Origin of the sequence: Flagellimonas lutimaris, assembly GCF_051494225.1 — a bacterium.
GTDB classification, from domain to species: Bacteria; Bacteroidota; Bacteroidia; order Flavobacteriales; family Flavobacteriaceae; genus Flagellimonas; species Flagellimonas lutimaris_A.
Genome location: NZ_JBNPYE010000005.1, coordinates 27,889 through 54,477 on the forward strand (window position 1 = coordinate 27,889; position 26,589 = coordinate 54,477).

The 26,589-nt window shown below is 43.6% G+C and carries 27 protein-coding genes; 15 read left to right on the forward strand and 12 right to left on the reverse strand.

Annotation, left to right across the window (positions count from 1 at the left end; all coding sequences use genetic code 11):
- Positions 1 to 197 precede the first annotated feature (197 nt).
- Complete coding sequence (locus ACQQ5U_RS11145) at positions 198 to 2,375, reverse strand: TonB-dependent receptor (RefSeq protein WP_437397542.1); 2,178 nt, start codon at positions 2,373 to 2,375, stop codon at positions 198 to 200.
- Between the two features lie 71 nt (positions 2,376 to 2,446).
- Complete coding sequence (locus ACQQ5U_RS11150; protein WP_437397543.1) at positions 2,447 to 2,776, reverse strand: DUF6660 family protein; 330 nt, start codon at positions 2,774 to 2,776, stop codon at positions 2,447 to 2,449.
- 234 nt (positions 2,777 to 3,010) lie between these two features.
- On the opposite strand from ACQQ5U_RS11150, the gene ACQQ5U_RS11155 reads away from it, so the two are divergent.
- Complete coding sequence (locus ACQQ5U_RS11155) at positions 3,011 to 4,807, forward strand: ParB/RepB/Spo0J family partition protein (RefSeq protein ID WP_437397545.1); 1,797 nt, start codon at positions 3,011 to 3,013, stop codon at positions 4,805 to 4,807.
- A gap of 44 nt (positions 4,808 to 4,851) precedes the next feature.
- On the opposite strand, the gene ACQQ5U_RS11160 is transcribed toward ACQQ5U_RS11155, so the two are convergent.
- Complete coding sequence (locus ACQQ5U_RS11160; RefSeq protein WP_437397547.1) at positions 4,852 to 5,610, reverse strand: SOS response-associated peptidase; 759 nt, start codon at positions 5,608 to 5,610, stop codon at positions 4,852 to 4,854.
- Positions 5,611 to 5,727: 117 nt separating this feature from the next.
- On the opposite strand from ACQQ5U_RS11160, the gene dinB reads away from it, so the two are divergent.
- The 5 genes from dinB (at position 5,728) to ACQQ5U_RS11185 (ending at position 13,124) form a co-directional block, all read left to right on the forward strand.
- Complete coding sequence (gene dinB, locus ACQQ5U_RS11165; RefSeq protein WP_437397549.1) at positions 5,728 to 6,942, forward strand: DNA polymerase IV; 1,215 nt, start codon at positions 5,728 to 5,730, stop codon at positions 6,940 to 6,942.
- A gap of 1 nt (position 6,943) precedes the next feature.
- Positions 6,944 to 9,922, forward strand: coding sequence for a DNA polymerase III subunit alpha (locus ACQQ5U_RS11170; protein WP_437397550.1), 2,979 nt, complete (start codon positions 6,944 to 6,946; stop codon positions 9,920 to 9,922).
- 429 nt (positions 9,923 to 10,351) lie between these two features.
- The gene (locus ACQQ5U_RS11175; protein WP_228237681.1) at positions 10,352 to 10,774 is read left to right on the forward strand and encodes a hypothetical protein; all 423 of its coding nucleotides are present in this window, start codon (positions 10,352 to 10,354) and stop codon (positions 10,772 to 10,774) included.
- A 17-nt stretch (positions 10,775 to 10,791) separates the two neighbouring features.
- Positions 10,792 to 12,183 (forward strand): matrixin family metalloprotease, encoded by a 1,392-nt coding sequence (locus tag ACQQ5U_RS11180; RefSeq protein WP_437397552.1) that lies wholly within the window; start codon positions 10,792 to 10,794, stop codon positions 12,181 to 12,183.
- A 392-nt stretch (positions 12,184 to 12,575) separates the two neighbouring features.
- Positions 12,576 to 13,124: a hypothetical protein gene (locus ACQQ5U_RS11185; protein ID WP_437397554.1), complete on the forward strand. Its 549-nt coding sequence runs from the start codon at positions 12,576 to 12,578 to the stop codon at positions 13,122 to 13,124.
- A gap of 195 nt (positions 13,125 to 13,319) precedes the next feature.
- Here the strand turns inward: ACQQ5U_RS11185 and ACQQ5U_RS11190 are convergent, their stop codons facing one another.
- Positions 13,320 to 13,502 carry a hypothetical protein gene (locus ACQQ5U_RS11190; RefSeq protein WP_437397556.1) on the reverse strand — a complete coding sequence of 61 codons (183 nt, stop codon included), beginning with the start codon at positions 13,500 to 13,502 and terminating at the stop codon, positions 13,320 to 13,322.
- Positions 13,503 to 13,738: 236 nt separating this feature from the next.
- On the opposite strand from ACQQ5U_RS11190, the gene ACQQ5U_RS11195 reads away from it, so the two are divergent.
- From ACQQ5U_RS11195 to ACQQ5U_RS11225, 7 genes are all read left to right on the forward strand, one after another.
- Entirely contained in the window at positions 13,739 to 14,092 is a 354-nt protein-coding gene (locus tag ACQQ5U_RS11195; RefSeq protein ID WP_437397558.1) for a single-stranded DNA-binding protein, read from the forward strand.
- A 61-nt stretch (positions 14,093 to 14,153) separates the two neighbouring features.
- Positions 14,154 to 14,603: a JAB domain-containing protein gene (locus ACQQ5U_RS11200; protein WP_151890963.1), complete on the forward strand. Its 450-nt coding sequence runs from the start codon at positions 14,154 to 14,156 to the stop codon at positions 14,601 to 14,603.
- The gene (locus ACQQ5U_RS11205) at positions 14,590 to 14,718 is read left to right on the forward strand and encodes a hypothetical protein (RefSeq protein ID WP_437397560.1); all 129 of its coding nucleotides are present in this window, start codon (positions 14,590 to 14,592) and stop codon (positions 14,716 to 14,718) included. Before ACQQ5U_RS11200 ends, ACQQ5U_RS11205 begins: the two co-directional genes overlap by 14 nt.
- Before the next feature lie 26 nt (positions 14,719 to 14,744).
- A complete protein-coding gene (locus tag ACQQ5U_RS11210; RefSeq protein WP_437397562.1) occupies positions 14,745 to 14,942 on the forward strand; it encodes a hypothetical protein in 198 nt (65 codons plus the stop codon).
- 406 nt (positions 14,943 to 15,348) lie between these two features.
- On the forward strand, positions 15,349 to 15,936 hold the full coding sequence (locus ACQQ5U_RS11215) for a BfmA/BtgA family mobilization protein (RefSeq protein ID WP_437397564.1): 588 nt from the start codon (positions 15,349 to 15,351) through the stop codon (positions 15,934 to 15,936).
- Between the two features lie 2 nt (positions 15,937 to 15,938).
- Positions 15,939 to 16,958 carry a MobB family relaxase gene (gene mobB / locus ACQQ5U_RS11220; RefSeq protein WP_437397565.1) on the forward strand — a complete coding sequence of 340 codons (1,020 nt, stop codon included), beginning with the start codon at positions 15,939 to 15,941 and terminating at the stop codon, positions 16,956 to 16,958.
- A gap of 11 nt (positions 16,959 to 16,969) precedes the next feature.
- Positions 16,970 to 18,556: a type IV secretory system conjugative DNA transfer family protein gene (locus ACQQ5U_RS11225; protein WP_437397566.1), complete on the forward strand. Its 1,587-nt coding sequence runs from the start codon at positions 16,970 to 16,972 to the stop codon at positions 18,554 to 18,556.
- Positions 18,557 to 18,664: 108 nt separating this feature from the next.
- Here the strand turns inward: ACQQ5U_RS11225 and ACQQ5U_RS11230 are convergent, their stop codons facing one another.
- From ACQQ5U_RS11230 to ACQQ5U_RS11255, 6 genes are all read right to left on the reverse strand, one after another.
- Positions 18,665 to 19,330 (reverse strand): hypothetical protein, encoded by a 666-nt coding sequence (locus ACQQ5U_RS11230; RefSeq protein ID WP_437397567.1) that lies wholly within the window; start codon positions 19,328 to 19,330, stop codon positions 18,665 to 18,667.
- Between the two features lie 17 nt (positions 19,331 to 19,347).
- Positions 19,348 to 19,695, reverse strand: a complete 348-nt coding sequence (locus tag ACQQ5U_RS11235) for a hypothetical protein (RefSeq protein WP_437397569.1) — start codon at positions 19,693 to 19,695, stop codon at positions 19,348 to 19,350.
- Between the two features lie 9 nt (positions 19,696 to 19,704).
- Positions 19,705 to 20,337, reverse strand: coding sequence for a hypothetical protein (locus ACQQ5U_RS11240; RefSeq protein ID WP_437397571.1), 633 nt, complete (start codon positions 20,335 to 20,337; stop codon positions 19,705 to 19,707).
- A gap of 136 nt (positions 20,338 to 20,473) precedes the next feature.
- On the reverse strand, positions 20,474 to 21,547 hold the full coding sequence (locus tag ACQQ5U_RS11245) for a nuclease-related domain-containing protein (protein WP_437397572.1): 1,074 nt from the start codon (positions 21,545 to 21,547) through the stop codon (positions 20,474 to 20,476).
- 158 nt (positions 21,548 to 21,705) lie between these two features.
- Positions 21,706 to 22,194, reverse strand: coding sequence for a hypothetical protein (locus ACQQ5U_RS11250; protein WP_437397574.1), 489 nt, complete (start codon positions 22,192 to 22,194; stop codon positions 21,706 to 21,708).
- Positions 22,195 to 22,199: 5 nt separating this feature from the next.
- On the reverse strand, positions 22,200 to 22,406 hold the full coding sequence (locus ACQQ5U_RS11255) for a hypothetical protein (protein ID WP_437397575.1): 207 nt from the start codon (positions 22,404 to 22,406) through the stop codon (positions 22,200 to 22,202).
- 651 nt (positions 22,407 to 23,057) lie between these two features.
- On the opposite strand from ACQQ5U_RS11255, the gene ACQQ5U_RS11260 reads away from it, so the two are divergent.
- Positions 23,058 to 23,843, forward strand: coding sequence for a hypothetical protein (locus ACQQ5U_RS11260; protein WP_437397576.1), 786 nt, complete (start codon positions 23,058 to 23,060; stop codon positions 23,841 to 23,843).
- A gap of 75 nt (positions 23,844 to 23,918) precedes the next feature.
- Here the strand turns inward: ACQQ5U_RS11260 and ACQQ5U_RS11265 are convergent, their stop codons facing one another.
- Positions 23,919 to 24,374, reverse strand: coding sequence for a hypothetical protein (locus ACQQ5U_RS11265; protein WP_437397577.1), 456 nt, complete (start codon positions 24,372 to 24,374; stop codon positions 23,919 to 23,921).
- A gap of 347 nt (positions 24,375 to 24,721) precedes the next feature.
- Between ACQQ5U_RS11265 and ACQQ5U_RS11270 the strand changes: the two genes are divergently transcribed.
- Positions 24,722 to 25,687 carry an IS110 family transposase gene (locus ACQQ5U_RS11270; protein WP_437397579.1) on the forward strand — a complete coding sequence of 322 codons (966 nt, stop codon included), beginning with the start codon at positions 24,722 to 24,724 and terminating at the stop codon, positions 25,685 to 25,687.
- A 39-nt stretch (positions 25,688 to 25,726) separates the two neighbouring features.
- On the opposite strand, the gene ACQQ5U_RS11275 is transcribed toward ACQQ5U_RS11270, so the two are convergent.
- The gene (locus ACQQ5U_RS11275; RefSeq protein ID WP_437397581.1) at positions 25,727 to 26,533 is read right to left on the reverse strand and encodes a DUF7829 domain-containing protein; all 807 of its coding nucleotides are present in this window, start codon (positions 26,531 to 26,533) and stop codon (positions 25,727 to 25,729) included.
- Between the last annotated feature and the right edge of the window lie 56 nt (positions 26,534 to 26,589).

Genomic DNA, 26,589 nt, shown 5'->3' on the forward strand with positions numbered 1-26,589 from the left:
AGGGACACCAATTTTGATTATGGGGCATTTTTTTATTCCAATATTCCCGAAAGTTAAGCCAGCAAACTTTTTGTTAAACAAGGGACGGCTAATTACCGTCCCATAAGCCAATTTTGGTTTGATGATGAAAAAAACATCAATAGCCTATTATATTTTCCTTTTTCGGTTCATTGTTTGGCCAGGGTTACCTTTTAAAATCACAAACGGATTTTAAACCCACCGTTTACCACGAATCCATCCACCGGAGCATAAATATCCAAAAATTGTGGATCACTCAGATTTCCGGAATAGATTGAACCGAACTTGGTTTGTCGGGTATCCAAAAAATTCTCAAAGTTGAGAAAGACCGAAACATGTTCCCCCAACCTTTTCTCGCTCATCAGGCCTACGATCCAATAGGACTGCCCGGTATCCCCGTTGCCCAGTTTCTGTGGACTATAGTAATAGGCCTCAAGGCCCACCCAAAGATTGTCTTCCTTTTCAAACATCAAAACATTGTTCAAACGGTGCTTGGCCACCAATGGAAAATCCGATACCATCCCATTTTCATGCTGTTTGACATTGGCATGTGTATACCCTGTAAAGAGATTGAAATCCCCATATTTTATTTTTAAGTTGACCTCGGCTCCACGAGTATCCACATATCCTCCATATTGTTGGAATTCATACAACCCATTGTCATTCGCCACCAAAGTCATGGGGTCATTGATTTTGGTATAAAACAAGAGCGTATTGATGGACATCGTCATCCCTGGCAAGGGAACCCACTTATAATTGACATCGAAATTCCCTCCCAATGAGCGTTCAAGTTCCGCTTGATCCACATTGATGGGCAGAACGTCCCTGAATTGCACCCGCTCTGCATCCTCAGTGAACACAGTAGGAGTCTTATATCCCATACCACCGCCCAACCGAAAAGTTAAAGCTCGGTTGGGTTCGTACAGCACCGAAAGCCTAGGAAGAGCCATGGCTCCGTAATCAGAATGGAAATCTGCCCGAAGACCAGTCTCCAATGACAGCGTTTCATCAATGGGCCAAACATTTTGGGCAAACAAGCCAAAAATCTGGTAGGATTGGTCCAAGGCCCCGGTCTGATCTTCCCTTGTATCGTTGAAATATTCCGTCCAAAGGTTGGCTCCAAATACCCATTCAACATCATTTGGGGTGTTTGTGGAAAAATTCAGTTCACTAAAGGACGAACGTTGGTATCCCAAAAAAGTAAAATCCGGTATCTCGATGGTACGGTCATAAAAACTAAAACTATTCTTGACTTCCAATCGATTTCGGGCATTAAAGGAATGTTTGAATCCCAGTTGTGTAGAAAGCCGTTCTGTTTCATTGGATTCAAAGTAAGGATCTGTCACAGCCTCCCCTTTGACATAGTCCATGTTTCCCCCAAGGCGGTCCTCCCAAATAGCATTTATTCCCAGCAGGAGTTCGGTATCCTCCCCGAGATAGAGGTACAATTTGGGGTTAAGGGTTAAGCGATCAAACTCTGGAATGGCAGTCAAACTGATATTCGCAGGATCATAAGGTGTCCCCAGATTGTAGGAGGCGAATACCGTGGTGCCAACTTTGTCGGACTTTTGTGAATAAAAGCCACTGAGGTCCAGACCAAGGGCCGAGGTTCCGTTTGCCATAAAACTGAGCTCGGGTTCCTCTTCCGGTTTTTTTGAAATCAAATTGACCAAACCGGCAATGGCCCCTCCTCCATAGAGGGTGGAACTTGACCCTTTGATGACCTCCACTTGTTTCAGGTCCAAAGGTGCAATTTGCATAAGACTGAGGCCACTGGCAAATCCTGAATACAGGGGAAATCCATCCCGAAGGAGCTGGGTGTACTTCCCATCCAGCCCTTGGATGCGGATACTGCTATTGTAACTGGTGGCAGAAGTCTGTTGGGTACGGATCCCAGTACTCTCATTGAGCAGCATCCGGATATCCCCAGGTTTCATATTACCCTTTTCGGAGAGTTCTTCCCCTGCAATGACCTCGACCCGGGTAGGGATGTCCTCAATGGTCCGGCTGCTCCTGGTGGAGATAAGTGTCACCTCTTCCATTTCTTCCGTCTGAGGTATCAGTGAAAAGACCTGTCCTTGAGCTTTTTCATCCAAGGGAAAGGTAAGGTTGCGTTCCACAGTGGCATACCCGATATAGCTCAGCTTAAGCTGGAAGGTCCCATTTGGGATATCCTCCATATGTATTCTTCCCATCTCATCGGATATGGCCCCTTTGTTCAGGGAGACCAACATTGCGGTGACCCCAATGAGAGGCTCATCATTAAGGGAATCCTTGACCACAAGATCAAGACTGTTCTGTGCATGCATGGATACCATCCCCAAAAGGGATAGTATAAGGATTACTTTTACTTTCATTTTATGATTTTTGAATATGTTGAATCCAGGCCAAAAGGAATTGACCTAGAACATTTAAAAATTAGGATTGACTAAACTTCAAATGTGCGTGGGGGCTTCAGTGAATGAAAATATACTTCCTTGGGCAGTTGTTCAATATAGGGAATGCGAGCTGTCAGCAGCTCGCAATCCATGGAAATTAATTCCAAGGTCTCATATGTAATCGTGAAACCAGGACACCTACCACAAGTGTAAAATGGAGAACAGGGAGTGTCCTTGTCGTGAGGGGCTTCTGGCCGGTCATCATCCGAGCAATTGTCCAAAACATCAGAAATACTGGAGCAGGTACTTGTCTCCTGACAACATGGATATGATGAAAGCGTCAAAGTGACCAATGACAGTATTACTGCAATGAATTTCATGCTACTAAGTTAATGAAATAAACGCTCCTAAAAATGGGAGAAATGGTAATCTCCATAGAGATTAAAGCTATTTAATCCAATATTCCCGAAAGTTAAGCTCGCATAATTTTCTCGGACAAGGGACGGCATAAAACCGTTCCGTAAGTCTCTTTTTATTCCGTTTCCTTGCCACTCCAAAATTTTGTCTTCCGCTTGGTCTATGCTCAAATATTGTTTAACCAAAATCCAAAAATCATGGAAGCACAAACAAAACAAAGAGCGACACGCAAGGGAAACGCCAAGCAATCATCAAAAGTAAAGCGACCCACACCGCAGAAGGAACGGAATTCTGTTCCCCAAATCCAGATGTTGGAAATCGATTCGATTTTTCCAGATCCGACACAACCCCGAAAAACCTTTGATGAGCAAAGTCTCCATCATTTGGCACAGAGCATTGCCGAACATGGGGTGTTACAGCCGATCACGGTACGAAAATCAGATGATGGCTATATCATCGTCATGGGTGAACGTCGGTTCCGTGCCAGTAGATTGGCAGGATTGACCACTATCCCTGCCATGGTAAGGAACTATGTCGATACCAAAGTCCTGGAAGTGCAGATCATTGAGAACCTGCAACGGAAGGATGTGGAACCCACAGAGGAGGCAGAGGCCATCCAGTTTCTGTTGGAACGCTACGAACCGAACGAGATTGCCAAACGTTTGGGCCGTTCCGAGAACTATATCCGCCAGCGCATCAAATTGGCCGGTTTGATCGAAGGATTCAGGGCCTATGTCCGAAATGGGGAAATGACCATCTCCCTTGGGGTGGCAGTGGCCCTTTTTGAACCTGGGGAACAACAGTTGATGCTGGAAAGTCTTGAAGGAGAATACCAAGGGCATCGGATCAAACGGATGATCGAAAGCCGGACCTTTGACCTGACCAAAGCCTGCTTTGATGTAACGGACAAAACTTTGGTGCCCAAAGCAGGGGCATGTGTTGTCTGTCCCTTCAATGCCGCGAACCAAGGAAACTTGTTCGGGGAAGGGAAGATGGTCTGTACCCGGACATCCTGTTTTGAGAACAAAAAGACCAAAACCTTTATGCAACTCCTGAAAAGAGTAAAAAAAGAGGGATTGAAACTGGTGCCCAACATCAGCAAATACTGGGTGGATGAGGAACGCAACCAATGGGTTTTGGCCCAAATGGAAAAGGAAGGTCTTACAAGTCGGTTGACCAATGAACTGGATATTTTAAAGGAACCTGTAGTGCCTACCATGGAAGCCATTAAAGAGGAGCACCGGCATTATGAATATACCGAGGAAGAGTTGACTGAATTCTTGGACGAGGCTCTAGAATCCTTTGCAGAGGAAAAGAACGTATGGGACAATGCCTTGGACCATGGATTTGAAAAGGGAATTCTGCTGGAAACGGATACCTATTTGACACAGCCTGTTTTTGTGAAGGTCAGGGAAGAAACAGATGGTGGAAGCTCAGGTGCCAAATCCTTGGAGAAACGTAAGATGTCAGAATGTACCCCAGAGGAACAGATCATCAAGATCAATGCTCGGGAAATGCGGAAAAAACAGATCGAGAACAATAACCAGTTCAAGGAGGTGGTGGACATAATCAGGGAGACGGATTATATTGATCGAAAGAAACCATTGACCACGGATGAAATGGTGGCCATTTCCATCTCATTGTTCGAGAACAACATCGGGTTTTATAGCCAAAGGGAACATTTTAAGGACTTCTTTGGGGATGATTCAAGGTTATCCCACGAAGAGCTGGTGGCCCGGTTCAAAGAAAACTTCAAGAAAGAGACTTTCCATAGACTGCTAAGGTTTCTATTGACTCGGCAGGTGCACCTTGGGGAAAGTAATCACACGAATGACCTGACCAACCGATCCTTTTATATCGCAATGCAATCCTTCTACAAGGATAAGATTTCAGGTATTGAGGATGCATATGCTGAAAGTCGGCAAAAGCGAGAAGCACGGATCAAGGAAAGGGTAGTTGTTCTGGAGCAGCAGGCCAAGGTATTCAAGGATTGATTTTTATCACTGGGGGTCTGAAAACAGGTCCCCTATTTTTTTGGTCAATCATAGGAAATCGACACTTCCTCGTATTCTACTTTGTCAATGATGCCCGGATAGTTGGAATCCACAGTTCTGCTATATAGATCCTTGGTGACGGGATAGGCTTCCAGATCACCTTCCCATAAATCGTCATCGATAAGATCTTGAACGTCTGATTCATTGTTGCCGTTATGTAACCAAGCATCCAAGTTTTCGTCATCAATGATGACAGGCCGCCTTTTCTTTTCATTGTGGATCTCTTCAAACATAGGGGTGGCGTCCTTTGTCAATACCGCAAAGGTCCTTCTTCCGTCTACGGTGTTGGTATAAATGCCCGCTAGGTAAAGTGGGTCACCGTTCTTTCTATGGAAGTAAAAGGGAACCTTAAAGTCTTTGCCCTTGACTTTCACTTTCGTATTGTGTGGTTCGAAGAAACCATCCACTGGAATGATGCACCGCTGGTTCTCCCAACTGTACCGGTACACGAAATGGTCAAAAAGCTTTTCGGATTTGGCATTCAGTCCCCCAAAGGTCTTTTGGTTCTTAAAATACTCCGTATAGTTTTCCTGCTTTTCCTTTGGGGGCATGATGCCCCACATCGCCGGGAGCATATTGTTGGGCTCTTCCTGGCCCAAGGTCCACATCACAGGATGGCTCCATCCATTGGCATGGAAATAAATGAGTTCCAGGTCGGAGTCCAAGTCACCGTACATGGCCTTGACGGAGAGCAATTTCTCCAGTTCCTTCCGTTCCCGGGTCTGTCTGGTCGAGTAGCACATCTTGAGGTTGAATTATGCTGTATTAAGATAGTCAAAATTGTTAAAGTTTTGAAACAGCTCATCCCTTTCCGTACATTTGGATATTTTCCAAGTTATAGGAATAAATCCAATATTTTTATGAAACCCACCATTCTCCATCTCGATCTGGATACCTTCTTCGTCTCCTGTGAGCGGCTGTTGGACAGCCGTCTGATGAAGCGACCCCTATTGGTCGGAGGGTTGGGGGATAGGGGGGTGGTCGCGGCCTGTAGCTATGAGACCCGGCGTTTTGGGGTGCATTCAGGGATGTCCATGAAAGTGGCCCGTAGGTTGTGCCCAGAGGCCACGGTCATCAAGGGCAATGCGGGGACCTATATGAAGTTCTCGGACAATGTGACCGAGATCATCAAGGAGAGTGTGCCTGTTTTTGAAAAGGCCAGTGTGGATGAGTTCTATGCCGACCTCTCGGGGATGGACCGCTTTTTTGGTTGCTATAAGTACGCCTCTGAAATGCGGCAGAGGATTCTGAAAGAGACGGGATTGCCCATTTCCTTTGGACTCTCCCAGAACAAGGTGGTCTCCAAAGTGGCCACCGGGGAGGCCAAGCCCAACAACCAGATGAAAATCGACCTTGGACTTGAAAAGGAGTTCCTGGCACCCCTGCACATCCGTAAGCTGCCCTCGGTGGGCGAGAAAACCTATGGGCTTCTCTCCAATATGGGGGTGACCACCATACAGACGGTACAGGAGCTGCCCCTGGAAATGCTCGAAAGTGCTTTTGGGCTGCACGGACGAACCATTTGGATGCGGGCCCAAGGGTTGGACAATTCCCCCTTGGTCCCGTTTCATGAACGGAAGTCCATTTCCACGGAACGGACCTATGGAAAGGATACCACCGATATGGTCAAACTGGAGACCACCCTGTTCGCCATGGCGGAGAACCTGGCCTACCAACTCCGAAGGGCCAACAAGATGACGGGCTGTGTGAGTGTGAAGATCCGATATAGTGACTTTAAGACCTATACCAAGCAGAAACGTGTACCCTATACTTCTGCGGACCATGTGTTGGTACCCTTGGTGAAGGAACTCTTTACCTCCCTTTATGACCGAAGGATGTTGATCCGACTCGTGGGGGTCAACTACAGTCATATCGTAGGGGGGCATTACCAGATCGACCTGTTCGCGGATGACGAAAAACTGCTCAACCTCTATCAGGCCATGGATCGTGTACGGAACCGTTTTGGGGAATCCAGTTTGATGCGGGCCTCGGCCATGGGGGCCCACAGTATAGGAAGGGGCGGAAACCCCTTTGACGGACAACCACCCATCTTATTGGCCCATAGACAACAATAGCATGTACCTGAACTGCCATACCTATTATTCCTTGAACTACGGGGTACTCTCCGAAACCGAACTTTTGGAGTTGGCCAGTGCACATGGGGTGGAAACCTTGGCCCTGACAGACATCAACAACAGTTCAGCCGGGATGAACTTTGTGCGACTGGCCAATGAGCAGGGGATACGTCCTATTCTGGGTATCGATTTTCGCAACGGGAACGTACAGGAATTTGTGGGTCTGGCCCAAAACAATGAGGGGTTTCGGGAAATCAATGCCTTTCTATCCGAACACCTGCACAAGGGAACGCCTATTCCCCCCGTGGCTCCAATATTTGAACATGTCCATGTGATCTATCCTTTCGAGAAGATACAGGAAGAGGAACGAACGGATTTTAAGGCCTATGAATATATTGGGGTATCCGTCGAGGAGCTTCGGAAATTGCGGTTCTCACTTTATCGGGAATACAAGGATAAATTGGTACTGTTACAGCCCGTGAGCTTTCGCAGCAAAAAGGATTTCAATACCCATCGGTTGCTTCGGGCCATAGGATTGAACACCTTATTGAGCAAACTGCCCCAGTCCGAAGAGGCGAGACCTACCGATACCCTTCGGCCCATGGAGGAATTGAAAAGGGCTTTGGCCGATGTACCGCATATCTGGGAAAACACCCAACGGCTGATGGATTCCTGTTCCATTGCCTTTGGGTTTGGAAGTGATAGGGTTTCCCAAAACCAGTCGCGTTTTTTGGAGTCGAAAGCATTGGATGTGGAACGGTTGCGGGAACTGGCCTTGGAAGGGCTGCCCAGACGCTATGCCCATCCTACGGAAAAGGTCAGGGAGCGGATGTTCAGGGAACTGCGTACCATCCAGGAACTGGATTTTGTGTCCTATTTTTTGATCAACCATGATATCGTCTCCTATGCCAAGTCCAAGGGTTATCCCTATGTGGGTAGGGGAAGTGGGGCTAACAGTCTGGTGGCCTACCTGATCGGGATCACCGATGTGGATCCCATTGAACTGGACCTGTATTTCGAACGGTTCATTAATCCCTTTCGGGCCTCGCCCCCAGATTTTGACATTGATTTCTCCACCTGGGACCGGGACGATGTCACGGCCTATATTTTTGAACGCTTCGAGCACGTGGCCCTCTTGGGTACTTACAACACCTTTAAGTACAGGGCCGCTGTTCGGGAACTGGGCAAGGTGTTCGGTCTGCCCACCGAGGAAATCGATAAGCTCAGTGCAGGTCGGTATGAGCAAGGAGCCTTGGACGAACTGGCCCGATTGGTGCTCAAATACGCCACCTATATCCATGGGATGCCCAATTACATCAGTGTGCATTCCTCGGGCATCCTGATCTTGGACCGTTCCGAGCATTACTATTCGGCCACGACCCTGCCGCCCAAAGGATTTCCGACCGTACAGTTCGACATGATCATTGCCGAGGATGTGGGCCTTTTCAAGTTCGATATCCTTGGGCAACGGGGATTGGCCAAGATCAAGGAAGCGGTGGACGTCATTAAAGGTAACCAACCCGATGCCGTGCTTTGGGACATCAAGAGCGTGGAGGCGATGAAGAAGGATGCCCATATAAACCTGCTGTTGAGCCAAGGGAGGGCCATTGGGGCCTACTATGTAGAATCCCCTGCCATGCGAGGGCTGATGAAAAAACTGCAGACCCATGACTATCTGGGACTGGTGGCGGCCAGCTCTGTGATCCGTCCCGGGGTGTCCTCCTCTGGAATGAAGGATGAATATATCCGAAGGGAACGTGAACCGGAACGACGCAAGGAAGCCAATCCCATCCTTTTGGAGATCATGCCGGAGACCCATGGCATCATGGTCTACCAAGAGGATGTACTGAAAGTGGCCCACCTCTTTGCAGGATTGGACCTTGGGGAAGCCGATGTCCTGAGACGGGGGATGAGCGGAAAGTTCCGCTCCCGGGAGGAATTCCAGGCGGTGAAACTCAAGTTTTTTGAAAACTGCAAGCAAAGGGGGCATGATGCTGCCCTGACCCAAATGGTCTGGGAACAGATCGAGAGCTTTGCGGGCTATGCCTTTGCCAAGGGACATTCCGCTTCCTATGCGGTGGAAAGCTACCAGAGCCTGTACCTAAAATGCTATTTCCCCTTGGAGTTTATGGTGGCCGTGCTCAACAATGGGGGAGGGTTCTATGATACGGAACTCTATGTGCACGAGACCAAGATGTGGGGAGGCATTATCCATCCGCCCTGTATCAACCGCAGTGACCATATCAATGCCATTTATGGCAAACACATCTATTTGGGACTGGGCCAGCTTCGGAGCCTGGAACGTTTGGTCATTCAACGTATTTTGAACGAAAGGCAGCTCCATGGCAAATTCAGGGATTTTGATGATTTTATTGATCGTGTCCCCATTTCCATCGAACAGTTGACCATCTTGGTGCGTATCGATGCCTTTCGTGTCTTTGGGGTGCCCAAGAAGCAAGTGTTATGGCAGGCCGTGTTCAAGGCCAAGGCCCATCGAAAGGATACGGTCCAGAAACTGCTCTTTAAACCCAACCACAGGCATTTTACATTGCCGAATTTGCCTTCCCATCCCATTGAGGATGCCTACGACCAAATGGAACTTCTGGGTTTTCCACTATGTGGGTATTACGAACTCATGGACGGTAAGATGAAGAGCCAGTTGACTGCCGGTGATTTTGAAACCCATCTCAACAAAAAGATATGGATCTATGGTTCCATGGTACATACCCGACAGAACACCACATCCAAAGGGGACACCATGCGCTTTACCACCATGCTCGATCTCGAAGGTCACTTTTTTGACTGTGTGCATTTTCCCCAAACAATGGCATCCACACCCATTCATGGAAAGGGCATCTATCTGTGCCACGGAACGGTGACCGAGGAGTTCGGACATTACAGTCTGGAGGTGATCTCGACCATCAAACAGCCCTTGAAACCCGACCCGAGGCAGGTGAAATCTGTTTCTATTGGTATTTAAACGTTTCGGGTATTGAGATGTGCTGTGAATCATGCAATGATCTAATGGGAAGTACAACGGGCCTATTAAATAGATCTTGGTTGATATATCATGTGCAAAAGTGATACAACCGATCAAAATCCGACAACAATCTAGCTCCAATAGGGTTTGGAAATAACACCTGTTCGAACGGTCGTCAAAAAACACTTCCACCGACAATCATCCAATTTTTGATTTGTAAAGGTTTCCCTATTGAACAATATAAATATCATATGTCATTGGCGAACCCTTGCTTATGGTTCGATGATAACAATTTGGTCATATTCCGAAGGGCAACCCAGATAAAAAATGGGCATCTCCTAGTCATAACACAAAACCTTTGTTGTAAGATTAATCTTATAGTAATAAATCCTTAACGATTGATAACAAGTAATCTAATAATTTGACATTATGAAAAACAATAAAACAGTAATGAGCTTGGGACAGAATATTTTTTATGCATTGGTCATGATATTTGGCCTCCAATCATGTAATAATGATGATGACGGGGAAGGGAAATTTCAGGGATGTGGACTTGAAAGAACGACCTATCAAGAGGTGGTCGATCTTGAAGGTACCATCAGCTATTTTGATGGACCTGACGTTTACGCGGTAAGATATGCTCCGGAACCGGAAGAAGGTACCAATATTGATACCGTAATCTATGGTATTCTGTGTGACCTTGAAGAGGATTTGAAAACCACCGGCGCAGTGGTTGTTTTTTCCGGAACACTTAAAAACCTTACGGAAGAAGAGACCAATCTCTTTGAACCCATTCCATCCGGAACGGAACTATTTGTACTGGACCATACAAAGCTGGAATTAAAACCATAACCCATAAAAATCTTATCATGAAACAGAAACTACTTTTAACATCATTGGGATTACTGGCTGTATTAGCTGTTAATGCCCAGATTTATGACAACGATGCCCTTGACGCGGAGGATAATTTTGTAGTAGGGGGTACGTCTTGGGCCTCTAGTACCATTACCTACTATTTTTTGAACGGCACACCGGACATTTCGGGAACTACAGCAGAGCGGAACGCAATTAGGGACGCTTTTGGAATATGGGAGGATTTCACCAACCTGAATTTTGTCGAAGGGACTTCCGCGTCCAATTCAGATATTGTTATATCATGGGGGGCCGGAGATCATGGTGATGATTTTCCATTTGATGGTGTGGGCACGGTCCTTGCACATGCTTTTCAACCACCGGCAAATGGAACGACCCATGACCTTACCGGTGATATACATTTTGATGAAGACGAAACATGGACCACGGCCACGCGTACAGCAGGGGGCAATCCAAGGGATCTGGTTACGGTTGCCGCACACGAGATCGGTCATGCCCTTGGACTTCGACATACAACGGTTGCAGGCTCATTGATGGTAGGTGGCTATACAGGGTCGCACAGATTTCTATGTTTGGATGATATTCAGGGAATCCAGGACATTTACGGAGGTGTAACCAATTACACTGCCATCCAAGGGGATGATACCATATGTGGCACTGGTAATGTGACCTACACCATTGACGGGGTCTGTGATTTCACGGGTATAAGCTGGACATCATCAAGCAATATCCAAATTGTCAGCCATACAGGTGGTTCCGTAACAGTAAGGAAAATCGGAGGTGGCAGTACCGGATGGTTTCAAGCGAACATCCAGGGCGTATTGCTCAGAAAGAACGTAACGTTGACAACCACGGTGGACATTATCCTTGATACGGCCGAATTTGAGGGAAGTGCGTTTTATGTAGCTGCCCATGCCACTGGCGGATCCGCTCCCTACAATTGGTACATAAACGGCCAATTGATCTCTACCACTTCCTCTTCTTCGTTCAGCTATCGCTATCCTTGTTCAACAGGAAGCTCCTATGTTGGTGTAGTTGCCAATACGGCCTGTGGCTCCCGTTCCGATCAAGCGTATTATTATGAGGATTGTGGCAGTGGTCATCGAATGGTGGTATATCCAAACCCAGCATCCTCGGAAATTACGATTTCCCAGATACAAGAGAAAAAGGAAGTCTATTATCCTTCGCTCAGTTCCGAATCCATTTCCCAAGCTCGGGATATCGTATTGACCTTGTTGGACTTTACGGGAAAACCTGTAAAGGAAATGGCTTTCAATGAACCAACACAAGATGTGAAGATGGATATCTCTACCTTAACAAAAGGAATCTATTTCCTAAGGATTGTTGGAAATGATGTGGATGAGACCCACACTGTCGTCATCGAATGACACTATGATAAAACAATCGGAAAGTAGGGGGCTCAAGGCCCCCTTTTTCATTTTATCCTATACTTCAAAAAAATTATTGGGGTCTTTATTATTCGCTATCAGCAAAGACGGTTAGCCGATTATATTGACCGTTTTATTTTCGATGGATTGAATCATTGAGTTGACTCTTTTGATATACAAGTCCAATTGAAGAAGGAGGCTGGTGTTTGTTCCGATCAATACTGTCCAAAGATAAACCCGGAAAATATTTCTCGGACAAGGGACGGCATAAAACCGTTGCCGATGTCACTTCCTGCCTGCCGGCAGGCAGGTTTATTCCGTTTCCTTCCCACTCCAAAATTTTCCCTTGCGTTTGGCGGTCTGCCACTATTGTTCAATTTAAAACGCAGATCATGGAAAAACAAAACGTAGTGCAACTGGATTTTGGCTTTGAACTGGAGCCAGCGACAACATCAATTCCAAACTTAGGACCCAAGTCCTTGAAAAAGGTTAAATCCGACTTTATGGACCTATTGCAAAGTCCCATCATTGTGTATCCATCACAATGGCAGGATGCCGTTCCCAAAGACCTTTTAAACAATATTACCATGGCCCGGATGTTGACCCAGATGCGTGGGGAACCCATGGCCTCCTTGACCGAGGTTGTGGCCTATATGATGCCCAGGACCTTCGAATCTCCCATGCCCAGTGAATGGGTGAACATCTATACCTGGTGTGGGCTCCAGTATGCCAAGACCTTTAAGAAGGATGGACAAATCGAGGCCATGGAGGAAGTGGCACCAAAACAACTGTCCGAATATGAGATGGGTCTTTTGAAAAGGTTAAGGGTCTGGATCTATGAGAAACGAAGAAAGGCCTTAAAGGATAGCTTAAAAACTTCAATGCCCAAGTTGAGCGGAACTTCCCCCAAAAATCAGGGAGAGCTGTTCCAGAAAGACTAAAAGGAAACCAAGTTCTAGGATTACCCAAGTACTTTTGACCCATTACCATCGCAATAGTTGAGGTATAGGCATTTAGCCTAAACGGAAGTCGTCCAAACGGATTTTTGGTGCGTCCTTCCTTTGCAAACCCTTCTTGGGGCTTTGCCGGGAAAGGACGCAAATCCGTCCGTCCGCCCATCAAATTTTAAGGGGTCCTTAATAAAAGAAGCCCTGGTTGTTTTTCGGGGCATCGAAAAACAGGGCAGTGCCCAAGGACTTCCAATCAGGACACCATCGACTGCACTTGCTTAACTTCCCATACACTCCCTTGCCGATGGGTCTGAAAGAATTCCTAGGGCCCTCATCGAACCTGTCAAGGCCAAGGCAGGTTTTGTCCATAAATAGGGTTTCCACTTCCTTGAAAACCTTAAGGTTTTGCTACGTCGCGGAGCCTCCCGATTTCTGTCCAAAAGCCTTGACAGAACCCCCTTCTTTTATTGTGCTACGCACGTAAGAAGCAAACAAACGCCCCTTAAAATTTGGGAAACAAAAACCAAAAAATAGAGGGGAAATTTTTAACCCTGTTTGCTGATTTATCCATACTGGAAGACGGCAGGCCTTTAAAACTTTTTATCATGAGTACATTGAGAAACAAAGTGCAACTTATCGGAAACGTGGGGCAGAATCCCACCATCACAGACCTTGACAAAGGCAAACGTGTGGCACGGTTCACCATGGCCACCAATGAACATTACAAGAACTCCGAAGGGGAACGGGTGACCAATACCGAATGGCATACCGTCATTGGATGGGGTAAGCTTGCCGACATCATCGAAGGCTTTGTGACCAAGGGCAAGGAAGTTGCCATCGAAGGGAAATTGACCTCCCGTTCCTATGAGGACAAAGAGGGTACTAAAAAGTATGTGACCGAAGTGGTGGCCAGTGAGATCCTGCTCCTGGGTGGTGGCGAGAACAATACCACCGAGTAAAATGGATAGGGGTGTCCAACTTTTGGGCATCCCTTTCTTTTTCATCCTTAATACTATTGAAATGGAACACCGTGTCAATGAAATACAGATCAGTTATAGGGAAAAGCTCAGCACCTTGAAATCCCTTTCCGTGACCAATTCCAACGAGGTGGCGAATCTATTGTTCCAAAATTGGGACAACAAGACCATAGGCCTGCACGAGACCTTTAAGATCGTGCTGCTGAACCAGTCCAACAAGGTCAAGGGTATCTATCCATTATCCCATGGGGGTATCACGGGCACCATGGTGGATCTGCGCATCCTTTTTGCCATTACCCTTAAGACCCTTTCCGTTGGGATTATCCTCACCCATAACCACCCTTCTGGGCAACTCAAGGCGAGTTATCAGGACAAACAATTGACCCAAAAGATCAAAGAAGCCGCCCAGCTTTTTGATGTCAAGGTTTTGGACCATATCATCCTTGCGCCCGATGGACGGTATTACAGTTTTGCCGATAATGGAATTTTATAATCCAATGGCGATGGAAGCGGATACGGAAATGAACGGTCTTGAAATAGGGTCAGGACTACAACATGACTTAGGGGATTACCCCGATGGATTTGACCCTAGCCTTTATGATTTATAAACAATGAAATTTTTAAGCATTGAATTATGGTCTATTTGAATTTTACCAACCTTGATAGCGAAACCCAGGAACGTTTGCTTTCTGTTTCCAAGGAAGATGTGGAAAGCCGTTCCGGGACTGAAATGCGCCAATTTGCAGAAATCCACGATAAGGACTATGATGCCCTCTTGGAAGAGGAAGCCATGCGAAATCTATACAATTATGATTTTGTATTCAATATGTAAAACCTAAAACACACCATCGAAGCCCATCCATTATGATGGGCTTTTTTTATGTCCCGAACCTTGGTTTTTATATCTTTAAAGGGTTGGTTTTCAACAGCAATTAAAGTGCGGAATTCTTTTGATATGCCTAGCATATCGGTTTGACTTTCCTTGTTCTGTACCCATCGATTTGGCTTTTACAGATTAGGCAACTGGGTCTTGACCCATGTTGTGCGATACGATTTTGTCCCTTCGGGACAAATCGGAGAAGCAAGAGGATAGCGTGCTGGCGCAGCGCTACCGATCATGATTGCTCCGCAAGGCCCTGATTATGGGGGTTTCGGGGAATCTTGAAGATTTCGGGTATTCAGCTTTTGGTGAAAAAGCGCCCCGAGGCCAGTAAAAACAAGGATTTTTTGGTGAAAAAATGGATAAAGGATACGAAAAAGAACAGTTTGCGGCCATGAAGGTCAAAGTTTCCGTGGCCAGGAAATTTAGGCGGTTTTCAAAGCTCTTTGGAAAGTCCCAATCCCTGACCCTTTTGGCCATGATGGACTTTTTTGAACGCCATGGGATTTCCCCGGACCAACATTTTGGGGAGACTATCGCCAGTATGAAATTGTTCATAAAGCGACGCTTCAATGCCATGGTGGCCATCATGAGGAGTATCGAAAAGGAACAGACCCTGCCCACCGTCAGTATGATGCAGGCCCTCTTTCAACAGGAACTTGACCCCGAGGAGGGGGACGAATGGGAAGGGGACTTTGAATTTTTTGAAAAACAATTGACCGAGATCAATGCCCCCACCAATCCCGAGCTGTTGGATATCGAGACTACGGTACCTAGGATCGTCCATGATCGGTTGAAGGAACAAATGGAAGAACTGAAACAAGATTTTGGGCATGTCCTGGATCATGTGTCCGTGACCAAGAACCGCTTTGGAAAGGACCACCTCAAAGTGGAACTCAAACCCGGCGCCATTGAACAGTACCGCACAAAACTCAAAAATCTATAAGCATGTACATCGCCATCACAAGACAACACTTGGGAGATAACTATCACGGCAGTGCCAGTGATTTTGTCAAGTATCTCGAAAAGGAGAACGAAGGCAAGCTCCCCGAAGATCAAGAACTTTTTTTCAACCAAACGGAAAATGATATCGATGCCCAGAGGGTCATTGCCGAGATCGATGCCAATACGGCCAAACTTTCGAAACGAGATCCGAAGTTCTATTCCATCATGGTCAGCCCCTCCCAAGCCGAGCTCAAGCATATCGGAAATGATCCCGAAAAGTTAAAACAGTACACCCGGGAACTGATGAAGACCTATGCGGCTTCCTTTTATAGGGACAAGGAAGTTTCAGTAAATGCTGTGCTGTATTTCGCGAAGCTGGAAAGGGAGCGGACCTATTCCGAAAAGGATAAGAAAGTCAAGGAAAACCAAGCCATTGCCAGTAAGATTCTGGAACTGCAGCACCAGATCAGGGCTATCAAGGAAGGACGGGAGCAAGGGGACATGGTCAAGCTTCAGGAAAAGATACAAGTCTTGGAAAGCCAAGCACCCCATAAACAGAATGGCAAACGCATTGTTCCCGGAATGGCCAAGGAAGGCCACCAGAGCCATATCCATATCATTGTCAGCCGCAAGGATGTGACCAACTCCCATAGCCTTTCCCCAGGGTCGAAGTTCCGTACTTCCGAGACCACCCTCAATGGGGAGAAGGTCAAACAGGGCTTTGACCGGGACAAGTTCTACCGGGCTGCGGAAAAGGCCTTTGACAAACAGTTCGGCTACCGCAGGAACTTTGTGGAGACCTACCATGCCAGAAACCTTCTCGACAAGGATCCCAAACATTTCTTTGCGGCTCTTTTGGGACTGCCGACCAATGAGAAACAGGCAGCCAAACAATTGTTGTTCAAGGCCGGTATAAAAGTGCCGAGCATTCCCACCAACAAGGTACAATTGGCCTATAAGGCGATGATGCAACTTAAAAAAGGTATCGGAAAGGCCATGGAATCAGGTTCGATTGGAATATAAATAGTAGGAATATGGAACATTTTGGATGGATTGGAATAGTAGTTTGTTTAGTGACAGGAGGAGGAATCTCCTTGGTGGTCAATCGGTATCTCAAATATGGGCTTGTGATTTGGTTAATGGGGATTATCACCATGGCGATTGTTAATGGTTTGGTATTTGGATGGGATGGCTTATCTAAAGGGACATTGACTCTTTGGTTACCTCTGTTTTTTGTCCATGTGGTGATCTATGGTTTGGTGGACCACTACAAAGACATTAACAAACCCTCCAAAGTTTTTGAGGTGAAAATGAAGGTAAGGGGTAGGCCTCTGGTGTTGGGTAATATTCGTCGAGGCGTGTCGGTTATGGCCTCAGCAGGGAGCGGAAAGACCGAGAGCGTCATCTATAATTTTTTAAAGCATTTTCAAAAGGAGCATTTCTCCGGGGTCATCCATGATTACAAGGATTTTGAGATCACCGAAATGGCATATCCCTTATGGAATAGTGAAGAGATTCCCTTTAAGATTGTTTCCTTCGGGCCCATCTACAATCGGGTGAATCCCATCGCTTCCCGATACCTACACGATGAGGAGAGTGTACACGAGGTGTCCCGGGTGCTGTTGGAGAATTTGATGGAACACAGGGACTCGGATGAGAACAGTACTTCCCGGTTCTTTAAGGATGCTGCTGAGGGCTTGATCAGCGGGTTGATTTGGCGGTTGAAGACGGATTATCCGCACTATTGTACCTTGCCTCATTTAATGGCCGTTTTCCAGCAATTGGCCACCAAAAGCCTGATCAAGTTTTTAAAGGGGAATATTACCTCCCGTGCAATGGCGGATGCCTTTATTAGTGGTATTGGGTCGGAACGACAGACGGCAGGGGTGCTCAGTACCTTGGCCAACGGTTTTAAGAAGATCAGTACCCGGAAGATTTTTATGGTGCTTTCTGCAGATGAGATTTCCTTGGATATCAATAATTCTGATCACCCATCCGTAATCGCCTTGGTGAACAATCCCCAAAAGGATGCTTCCCTTTCGCCCGTGATCGCTACAATAATCCATACCATCTCCAAACAGATGAGCCAACGCCATCGGAAACCTTCCTTTATGTTGTTGGAAGAGGCCTCGACATTACGGCTATTGAACATGCACCGGATACCGGCCACACTAAGGAGTTATGATATTGTGAGTGTGTATGTGCTGCAGGACAAGATCCAAAATGATATGATGTACGGAGAGAAGGCCAGTAAAGCGATACTCTCAAATCTGTCTTATCAGTTCTTTGGAAAGGTGAACGATCCGGACACGGCGAGATATTATGAAAGGTTCTTTGAGTTGGTCAAGATTCCCACTCGTAGTGTGAGCAAGAGCTCAGGGTTGAACCTGGAACGACGGATAACGGAAGGTGAGAAGGAAGTATCCAAAAGGAGGGCAGAAGTGTTCTTTCGGTTGCGACAGGGGGAGTTTGTGGTGTTTGCTGATGGCAAGGATAGAAAGGTACAGTTTCAGAAACCAACAATTGAAAGGGGATTGCCAAAACCATTGAAGATTTCAGAATTGGAACTGGAGCAGCATTATTTGAAGGTGCATCATGATATTGGGACCATTTTTAAATGATACAATGCCGTTTCTTTTAAATGGATTGGAAAAGTTGTTTGATTTGTCACGATTTGGATTTTTGGAGAGGGAACCCTTTTTCAAAACTGTTGCTAATCCATACCTTTATCAAATACATGGGGTGTCCTGATAAATGGTTTTTATGAACAGAATCCCCAATTCACTTATTTCGAAATGTGGCATTCCTTGCGACATTCCATGGGTTGTTTGGCCAGCGAATCCAGTCAATTTTATCGCTCCGGAATTAATAAGACTTTCCCTTGCAATGGGTGGAATTTGATGATTCTTATGATAAGAATAAAGGCTTTCCAGATCAGCTATAAACGCCTTGTCCACAAGATGGCAAAGTCTCCTCAATTGGGTATAATCTATAGTGCCAGAAATATAGCTCTTATAAAGCTTGCCTATCAATTTGGCCTTTGAGATGCTGTCCGCCCTTGAGATTATTAAGATGAAGGTCTCGCCTACCTTTTCCTCTGTGTCATTACTTCCGTTAATTTCTTCAATAAACCGTTTTCTTTTTACGACATTTACCTCCGATATTTCCTGTAAGCAGGCAATCAGTTTTTTGGCAAAAAAATAATCCTCCACTTTTTTGCCGAACTTAAAAATGGCAAAAAAACTTTTTATTAATGGGACTTCCTTCAATAACTCATCCTGGATAAGATTGTCCAAGCCAATTTCTGAGTAGTCCTTCACGAGCTGTTCGAGTGAATCATCCTCAATCAATTTTTTAATTTGATTTTCGAGCACTTCTGGATTTCTGTTCTTCATTCCCTAAAATCGTTTCTTTAGATTTGGAATATCTTTCTGTTCCAGAATGATTCTACATTCTCGTCAAACTTCTCCAAGAAACAATGATTCACCTTCCTCTGAATATCCCAGGCCTCCAAAATGAATTTTATATTCTTTTGCGGATAATCTTCGAGCTTCCCTTTTAGAGGAGTTTCCTCTGTAAAGGATTCCAAATAGACCAATCTTTTGTTATAGACCAATGAGTGGAGCTGTTTCATATAGTTTTCTATGTTATCATCTTTTGAAATACCTGGAAACTCCTCCATTTCTCCAAATAGAATATCCAAATCAATCTGCCTCTTTGATTCGAGACTTTCCTTTAGCTGTCTTTTCCATTTTTCCATAGTTTTGATTTATTTTAGAGGTAATAGCAAGTTGGAGATTTTCTTCCAGAGCACATCATGGGTCGAAGGTGGAATATGGGCCTCACTATGGGGAACAGAGCCGAAAGGATATTGCTCGAAAAGGAGCCCGGTGTGGGCGAACGCCCTTCTTTTTTTACCCTCTGGCCGATATGCTATCGTTGTTATATCGGTCAACTCTTTTGGGTCAAAAAATTGTGGTTTTCCCAGCATAATGGTATAGGGAGGGTCAATATATTCCACAAACCGCTTGAATAACGGTATGGCGTTCCTCCAATCAGAATAGCTTAAATATTTTGTGTTTGGGGTACGGAAAAAACATAGATTGCTATAGTTTACTTCGTCAAAGGTATTCCCAAAGTATTTTGGAAGATACCGATTGACATGGGTCTTGAATTTCCAAGTATTTGTATCTATGTTCCTTGGGTAAGTCCGTTGAGGTTCATGCTCCCCTTCGACACCCCAATTAAGACCGAATACAATGGGCTTATTTTTGAAAATAGGTCCATTACAAATGGAGTAATACCAATTTCGGTCCTTGTTTTTATGGTACACTTCGGATTTCATATAGGCTTCTTCCGTTTCCTTCAGTAAAACATGGAAGAACTGCTCTTCATTTATCATGTATTATTGGGATTTTGATAAAGACCGTGGACATTGTTTCAATCTGTTTTTCAAGGTACAAATTTTAGTACAGAAAATCATTGAGGTAAAAGAGTGGTCAGTTTAAGTTAGTTGGTATTTTTTAGGAACTATAACTTCATTGGTTTTTAATCTCTATCAAATAATCGGCAATCCGATGTACTTCCGAATTATCAAAAACAGGCTCAAAACGGTTAATGTACCCATTGAGTTCTTTTAGCGTTTTGATGGCAACATACTTGAATCTTTCTTTAGGCCTATAGCGAATCATCGCCACAATATTATATACGGGCAATTCCCGTTGTCCCCAATGGTGTGGTTTGAGTACACTATTGGCAGTGTTCCTGCTATTGAGCAGGGTATAAAGGGCAAAATTTACCCGTTGAACCTGTTTTACAGGTGAGCGGAGGTCATAACGTTCCAAGGATGCCTTACTCCAGTTTTTGGTCTCGATGATAAATACACCTGTGTGAGAGACTAGCAGATGGTCGATTTGGACACTCCGAATAAGGTCGTTTTGCCTTTTGTTGTAGATGGGTTTCTCCAATTTTAGGGAAAAGTCATTGAACAGGACAAAATCATCTGAAAGCTTTTTGAGTTCTTTGGCCACCAGATGTTCACCAATGGCACCGGCAATGATGGGATAAAGATCTTCTGCTACTTTTTTAATGTGCTCTAACTCCTGGAACTTGGGGGCGCAACGTGCTGAGATTATCTCTTGGCGGTTTCTAGTGTTCGCATTCACCTGTTCCAGGACGGTGGACAGTCTGGTTTTAGAATCACGGGTCTGGAGATGGACTATACGGTTAAAAGTTTTTTTCAAAATGAACCTGTAGGCGAATAGAATCTGCAGTTGGTACCAATTGAGGATATCCAAAACTGCGTTCTTTGCGGGATAGGATAGGGTCAAACATTTTGTTTTTAACTGGGAGATTTTTTTGTTAAGGTTGGTTTCGATTTTATTCTTTAGTTCTACATGTTCCTTTTGAAGATAGGCTCCTTTGGTTTGGAGGTCTTCCAGTTCTAGGTCAAAGTCGCGCTCAATCTTAAAGAACAGTTCCTCTTTTTCATTATCGAAGTTTTTAAGGAACTGATTTATGTCACCAATGGAATTGAATCTGGTGATTCCTTTTTCGTCCAAAGTTTTCCTGATTCGTTTGAGGGATTCTATTTGGCCGTGGATGAGGGTCATGGTTAGTAGAAATATTAGTGTTTTTGATATAAAGCTTAGTATGAAATGTAGGTCATAGTCAAAGAAGTTACTAAGGAGTTTAAACGGGATAGGTAAAGGATAAAATATAATTTAGAAGGACTCGACTATGATTTTTCTAGAAGCATTATTGTAGCCAGTTATTTTTCTAAATTTTCCCACTCATCATAGACTTTTAAAATTGCTTTGTACTTTGATGTGTGAGCCGGAAAATATTTCTCTTTGTATTCGCCTTTTTCAACCACGTTTCTGATTTCGGACGAATACTCAATTCGAAATCGAACTTTATCTAATTTGTCGTCTAAATACAGCATACATGCTCTCTCATATTGATTTAATAAGTCCTCTACTGAGGACCAAAATAATTTAGTCATTATATTCAGGTCAGCATCTGGGTTTTGCAGTCTAAAGTTTTCTAAATCTCTAATCGCAGAGTTTACATTTGTTCGTGCATTACTAATCGAATTACGCAATCCCATTTCTACATTTCCCTCTGATAACTTTATTGCTCTATCTGCTTTATCGTTAGATTCTTTTGTCTGTTTATTGTTGTCAACCCGATTTAGATATGTGATAATCAATGCGGATACTGAAACTACCAAAGCGATTATTTCAAGAATATAATCCATCTACATTACTTTTTATCTAAGTCATTTATTATATCATTAATGACATCAATAATATCCGAATTATCGCTTTTTCGGGATTCCTCACGAAGTTTGCTTACAATCTCGAACTGCTCTGAAAGAGGTCTTCTTTTTAATTCTTCTTTAATTCGCCTCGCTTCAGAATATTTATAATCTGCTTGCTTTAGTCTGGTAATAATATTTTTAATTTCCATATTGTTTGTTTTAATTGGTTATAACTAGTTTACTTCTCCAAATTAATTCAGCATATTGAGGGGGATGACCAACTTTTTATGCTGCTTTTAAAGCATCACCTAATTATTGGTTCAATAAATCTTTTGGGGGGTATGGGAACTAAATGTAAGAATTTTCCAGAAATTAGATGTAATGGCAAATGGCTGCCTTTTTCTACCGGCAATAAAAGGTAGTGTATTGATATGGTCTAACCCTTTCTACACCTAAACAACCATTAGTGGCGTGAAAAGTTCGATACTTTTATTACTCTTTTTTTTAACAAAAGTGTCTTTTAAGTTTTGATACCCAACAAATGAACTACAATATTGTGTCGAACCAATGTATCAAAATAGACTTGAAATGTTCAATAGGCCAATTCAGCACCTTAAGCGTTTTGCTTGAGACATAATTAAATTTTCTTTGGACATGTGGTTAATCATAACCATATGAAATGGCGGAAAATAGAAAAATCTTACATTTACATAACTTCAGAAATTTACTTTTTTAATATGGCTCCAAATAAGGTGTCCAAAATACAGTATAGTAAGATTTTACAAAAATTAAGTCCTAATTATTACCAAGGGAAGCGATTTACAAATAAGTCACTTAAGAAACGCAATAAAAAAACCATTATGTGGAAGCCAACAAACCCAACTGAGCTTTATACTCTAGGACTATTTATTTTTACTGTAGTCTTGGCAGTAATCTCTGCCATTCAAATCTACTTATTCATCCAATCCAATAGGCAGGCAAATCGGGCCTCAGAGGCTGCGTTGAGGGCTTCCGAAGCGGCCGTGGAAAGTAATAGTATTAGCAGGCAAATTATGATTGCCGAGCAACGTCCTTGGATAAATCACAAGGTTGGCATTGGGGGACCATTGAGTTATTCGGATGAAAAAGGTTGGTATTTTCCAATTGATTACAGTTTAATAAATATTGGTAAAAGCCCGGGGACTATGGTGTCATTTTATGCACAAATGATACCCTTTAATATTTCGGTGTATCCCAAACAAAGTATCGTGAACAATGTCCCACAAGGTAACCCATTACCTGGAACTAATATCGAAGAAGAATTGCAAAATATTTGTAAAATTCCCGAAGACAAAGAATGGGTAAAAATGGGTTTTGGACAGATATTGTTTCCAAATGAGTCAAAAAAGGGAGTATTAAATATTCAAGCTAATGGTGAGTTGTTTGAAAAGGCGAAAGAACATGAAGGGTTTTCTGGTCAGTTTCTTATCCTTATTTGCGTGAAGTATGGTTCCACCTTTAATGATAAAATGTATCGGACCGCAAAATCCTATCATTTATGGAAATCTGTGGATGGACAAAGAATCACCCTTGAGGGGGAGACTATTTCTGCTTCAGAGCTTGCGCTTACCGAAAGTCCACAACTTTTCACCAAAATTATTGAATAGCTTTGATGGGTTTCACACATAAAAATAATTTCTAATGTGCAACTCAATCGATTTTGCTGTTTCTGAGTTTTTTAATTAATCAGAGCTAATTAGGTTAAACAGAATCAAAATGTCCTTTAAATTGGTGATTATGGCTCCAGCAATAAAACCTATAATTGAATAGAAAACCGCTCTTTTCATTTGTTTATTTTGCAAAAGAAGATTTTTTGCAGTTAGGTTTCTTATTTCATCATCTTTTGCCTTTGTTATATTTTGTTTTTCTAGGTCAATTGCAATTTTTGTAAGCCCACCATTTTTTAAAAATGTAGAAATACCGTCTTCAGGACCAATAATTGCAAAAGGATCATTATAAGTGGGTCCATTTAAAGATATAATTCCTACTTGTTCGAGAGTTTTACAAACAACAATAGCTAAATCACGATCATTAAAAAAATCGTAAACCGCTTGTCTTTGTAATGCTCCATCAGAGAGTAATTTTCTTAGAAAATTGTCTCCCTTTAGGGCTTGTTCTTTGGTCAATTGAATGTTCATTTCTCAATATGTGATAGCAATTAACTTCCTATGCGTAGTTGTGTGGTTTGGCATTTAATCTTTTAAATACACACCAAACTGAAAATCTGCGAGGATTTTCAGAAGAAGGCGAGAACAAGCAATTACTTATAGCCATCTTAAGTTTGATTCTGATTAAATTATAGTCATAAATCAGAAAGAACAAAAGAGAGGAACAAGGTCAATATAGCCATAGGAAGTATCGATTCCGTCAACATTGATGACCCCCTCTCTTTTCCACTCAAGAATTCGTTCAGTTCTGTGAGACCTAGATCTCGATTTCAAGTTGTTGAAGCTTAAGTGGAGCGTCCTTTCCAAAACATTTTCCTATGAATAAAGATAAAGAAATCCACGGAGTGGACATCAGCAAGGATGTATTTGATGTTTTCGACCATGAGGGTGTTCACCACCAGTACCCGAACACCTTGAAGGGGTTCAAGGATTATTTCAGGGGTTTAAATTCCAACAGTCTGGTGGTGATGGAGGCCACTGGTTACTACCATTATCTATTGGCCCAGTTCCTTTATGGCCAGGGCATGGCCGTATCGGTCGTCAACCCTTTGTCCGTAAAACGTTTTGTGCAGATGAAGCTTTCCAAGGTAAAGACGGACAAGAGCGACGCCAAGGCCATAGCGGAGTACGCCAAGGTCAACGATGTTCCACTGTACGACGGCAAGGGCGAGGACCAAGCTGAGAGCCTCCAATTATTGGCCTTGATGGACATCTATCTCAAACAGCGGACACAGGTAAAGAACAAGCTGCACGGTGAAAAGGTACTGGGCATCCCTTCAAGGGCGGTCCATTCATCCTTGTTGCGTTCATTGAAAAGCCTGGACAGGGAGCTGGAAGCCCTTCAATCACGATTGCTCGGATTGGTCAAGAAAACGCAGCAACGGCAGCTTACCAACCTGAAGAGCATACCTGGACTCGGGGACAAAACAGTGGCTCTTCTGATCGTGCTAACAGAGGGCTTCACGAAATTCGAGAATGCTGGGCAGCTTTGCAATTATGCCGGTATAACTCCTACGACCAGGCGTTCGGGCAGCAGTGTACGGGGAAAGAGCAGGATAAGCAAGGTAGGGAATAGGAAATTGCGGAATCTTCTATTTCTATGTGCCTTCTCGGCATGCAAGCACAATAAGGCATGTAGGGAAATCTATGAACGTTTGACAGGGAAGGGGAAGAGCAAGAAGCTGGCTTTGATAGCGGTATCCAACAAACTGTTGAAGCAGGCATTTGCCATTGCAAAATCAGGGCTGCCCTATAATGAGAACTATGTGTCGAGATTGGCTTAAAAAGACTTGTTTTTTAACTCAGTTCTTTGTTACCATTAGTTATTTTAGTTCAGGAAAAAGTTCAATAGCTATTTCCTCAAACTCTTTATTTTGAATTGGTTTGTTTTCTAAATATTCTAATCTTTTTCTTTTAAAAGTTCCTTTCCTTCTATCCAATTGATTTATTTTTCCTGTAAGTCCAAATTTGTCAATTGATTTTAAAATCAAGTCTCCGCTTTCACGATAATGTGAAATTGCATTGTTAGCAACTCCAATAAGGTTCGGGAAGTTAAAATGAACTGGTTTGCCCATTTTGAATGATAAAATTGAAAACAATTCTCTCGTATGAGTTTGGGCTATCTCAAATTTGTTTTTATCATCTAATTTTGTTGCAAACCTTAATGTTGCCCATTTATCCAAATCATTCTGTTTTCGGATTTTTTTGTATAATTCAAGTACGAATTGATTATCCTCTTCTTTTATTTTATAACCACGCTCAAATAGTTTGGAAATTAAATAAGGCGAAATCCAAGTTTCTTGCTCAAAATATCGTCCAGCGATTTCGATAAATACAGTCTTTTTTGTTTTATCAAATGCGTTTACTTCACAATCTAATTCAAGTGTTTGTATTAAGTAAAAAGTGAAGTTATCTTTTGATTTATCTTTTAAAAGCTCATTTAAAACCAATTTTTTCTCACAACCAACAAGTTCCGCAAGATTAATTTTATTGTTCAATAGTTCTTGCTCTTTTTTGTTTAGTTTACTCGGTAAATTTTGACTTTGAAAATAATCAGCACTTGAGTCTTCATAATATTTTGGAAACTTAACCAAAAAAGTTTTAAAAAGTTCTTCTTTCCAATATTCCATTTATTTTCTGTGATTGGTTTTTATAATTAATGGCAACTAGTTTTTATCTCCAACTT

Coding starts and splice junctions, on each gene's coding strand:
- ACQQ5U_RS11145 (WP_437397542.1), bottom strand. CDS start 2,375: ATGAAAGTAAAAGTAATCCTTATACTATCCCTTTTGGGGATGGTATCC.
- ACQQ5U_RS11150 (WP_437397543.1), bottom strand. CDS start 2,776: ATGAAATTCATTGCAGTAATACTGTCATTGGTCACTTTGACGCTTTCA.
- ACQQ5U_RS11155 (WP_437397545.1), top strand. CDS start 3,011: ATGGAAGCACAAACAAAACAAAGAGCGACACGCAAGGGAAACGCCAAG.
- ACQQ5U_RS11160 (WP_437397547.1), bottom strand. CDS start 5,610: ATGTGCTACTCGACCAGACAGACCCGGGAACGGAAGGAACTGGAGAAA.
- dinB (WP_437397549.1), top strand. CDS start 5,728: ATGAAACCCACCATTCTCCATCTCGATCTGGATACCTTCTTCGTCTCC.
- ACQQ5U_RS11170 (WP_437397550.1), top strand. CDS start 6,944: ATGTACCTGAACTGCCATACCTATTATTCCTTGAACTACGGGGTACTC.
- ACQQ5U_RS11175 (WP_228237681.1), top strand. CDS start 10,352: ATGAAAAACAATAAAACAGTAATGAGCTTGGGACAGAATATTTTTTAT.
- ACQQ5U_RS11180 (WP_437397552.1), top strand. CDS start 10,792: ATGAAACAGAAACTACTTTTAACATCATTGGGATTACTGGCTGTATTA.
- ACQQ5U_RS11185 (WP_437397554.1), top strand. CDS start 12,576: ATGGAAAAACAAAACGTAGTGCAACTGGATTTTGGCTTTGAACTGGAG.
- ACQQ5U_RS11190 (WP_437397556.1), bottom strand. CDS start 13,502: ATGGACAAAACCTGCCTTGGCCTTGACAGGTTCGATGAGGGCCCTAGG.
- ACQQ5U_RS11195 (WP_437397558.1), top strand. CDS start 13,739: ATGAGTACATTGAGAAACAAAGTGCAACTTATCGGAAACGTGGGGCAG.
- ACQQ5U_RS11200 (WP_151890963.1), top strand. CDS start 14,154: ATGGAACACCGTGTCAATGAAATACAGATCAGTTATAGGGAAAAGCTC.
- ACQQ5U_RS11205 (WP_437397560.1), top strand. CDS start 14,590: ATGGAATTTTATAATCCAATGGCGATGGAAGCGGATACGGAAATGAAC.
- ACQQ5U_RS11210 (WP_437397562.1), top strand. CDS start 14,745: ATGGTCTATTTGAATTTTACCAACCTTGATAGCGAAACCCAGGAACGT.
- ACQQ5U_RS11215 (WP_437397564.1), top strand. CDS start 15,349: ATGGATAAAGGATACGAAAAAGAACAGTTTGCGGCCATGAAGGTCAAA.
- mobB (WP_437397565.1), top strand. CDS start 15,939: ATGTACATCGCCATCACAAGACAACACTTGGGAGATAACTATCACGGC.
- ACQQ5U_RS11225 (WP_437397566.1), top strand. CDS start 16,970: ATGGAACATTTTGGATGGATTGGAATAGTAGTTTGTTTAGTGACAGGA.
- ACQQ5U_RS11230 (WP_437397567.1), bottom strand. CDS start 19,330: ATGAAGAACAGAAATCCAGAAGTGCTCGAAAATCAAATTAAAAAATTG.
- ACQQ5U_RS11235 (WP_437397569.1), bottom strand. CDS start 19,695: ATGGAAAAATGGAAAAGACAGCTAAAGGAAAGTCTCGAATCAAAGAGG.
- ACQQ5U_RS11240 (WP_437397571.1), bottom strand. CDS start 20,337: ATGATAAATGAAGAGCAGTTCTTCCATGTTTTACTGAAGGAAACGGAA.
- ACQQ5U_RS11245 (WP_437397572.1), bottom strand. CDS start 21,547: ATGACCCTCATCCACGGCCAAATAGAATCCCTCAAACGAATCAGGAAA.
- ACQQ5U_RS11250 (WP_437397574.1), bottom strand. CDS start 22,194: ATGGATTATATTCTTGAAATAATCGCTTTGGTAGTTTCAGTATCCGCA.
- ACQQ5U_RS11255 (WP_437397575.1), bottom strand. CDS start 22,406: ATGGAAATTAAAAATATTATTACCAGACTAAAGCAAGCAGATTATAAA.
- ACQQ5U_RS11260 (WP_437397576.1), top strand. CDS start 23,058: ATGTGGAAGCCAACAAACCCAACTGAGCTTTATACTCTAGGACTATTT.
- ACQQ5U_RS11265 (WP_437397577.1), bottom strand. CDS start 24,374: ATGAACATTCAATTGACCAAAGAACAAGCCCTAAAGGGAGACAATTTT.
- ACQQ5U_RS11270 (WP_437397579.1), top strand. CDS start 24,722: ATGAATAAAGATAAAGAAATCCACGGAGTGGACATCAGCAAGGATGTA.
- ACQQ5U_RS11275 (WP_437397581.1), bottom strand. CDS start 26,533: ATGGAATATTGGAAAGAAGAACTTTTTAAAACTTTTTTGGTTAAGTTT.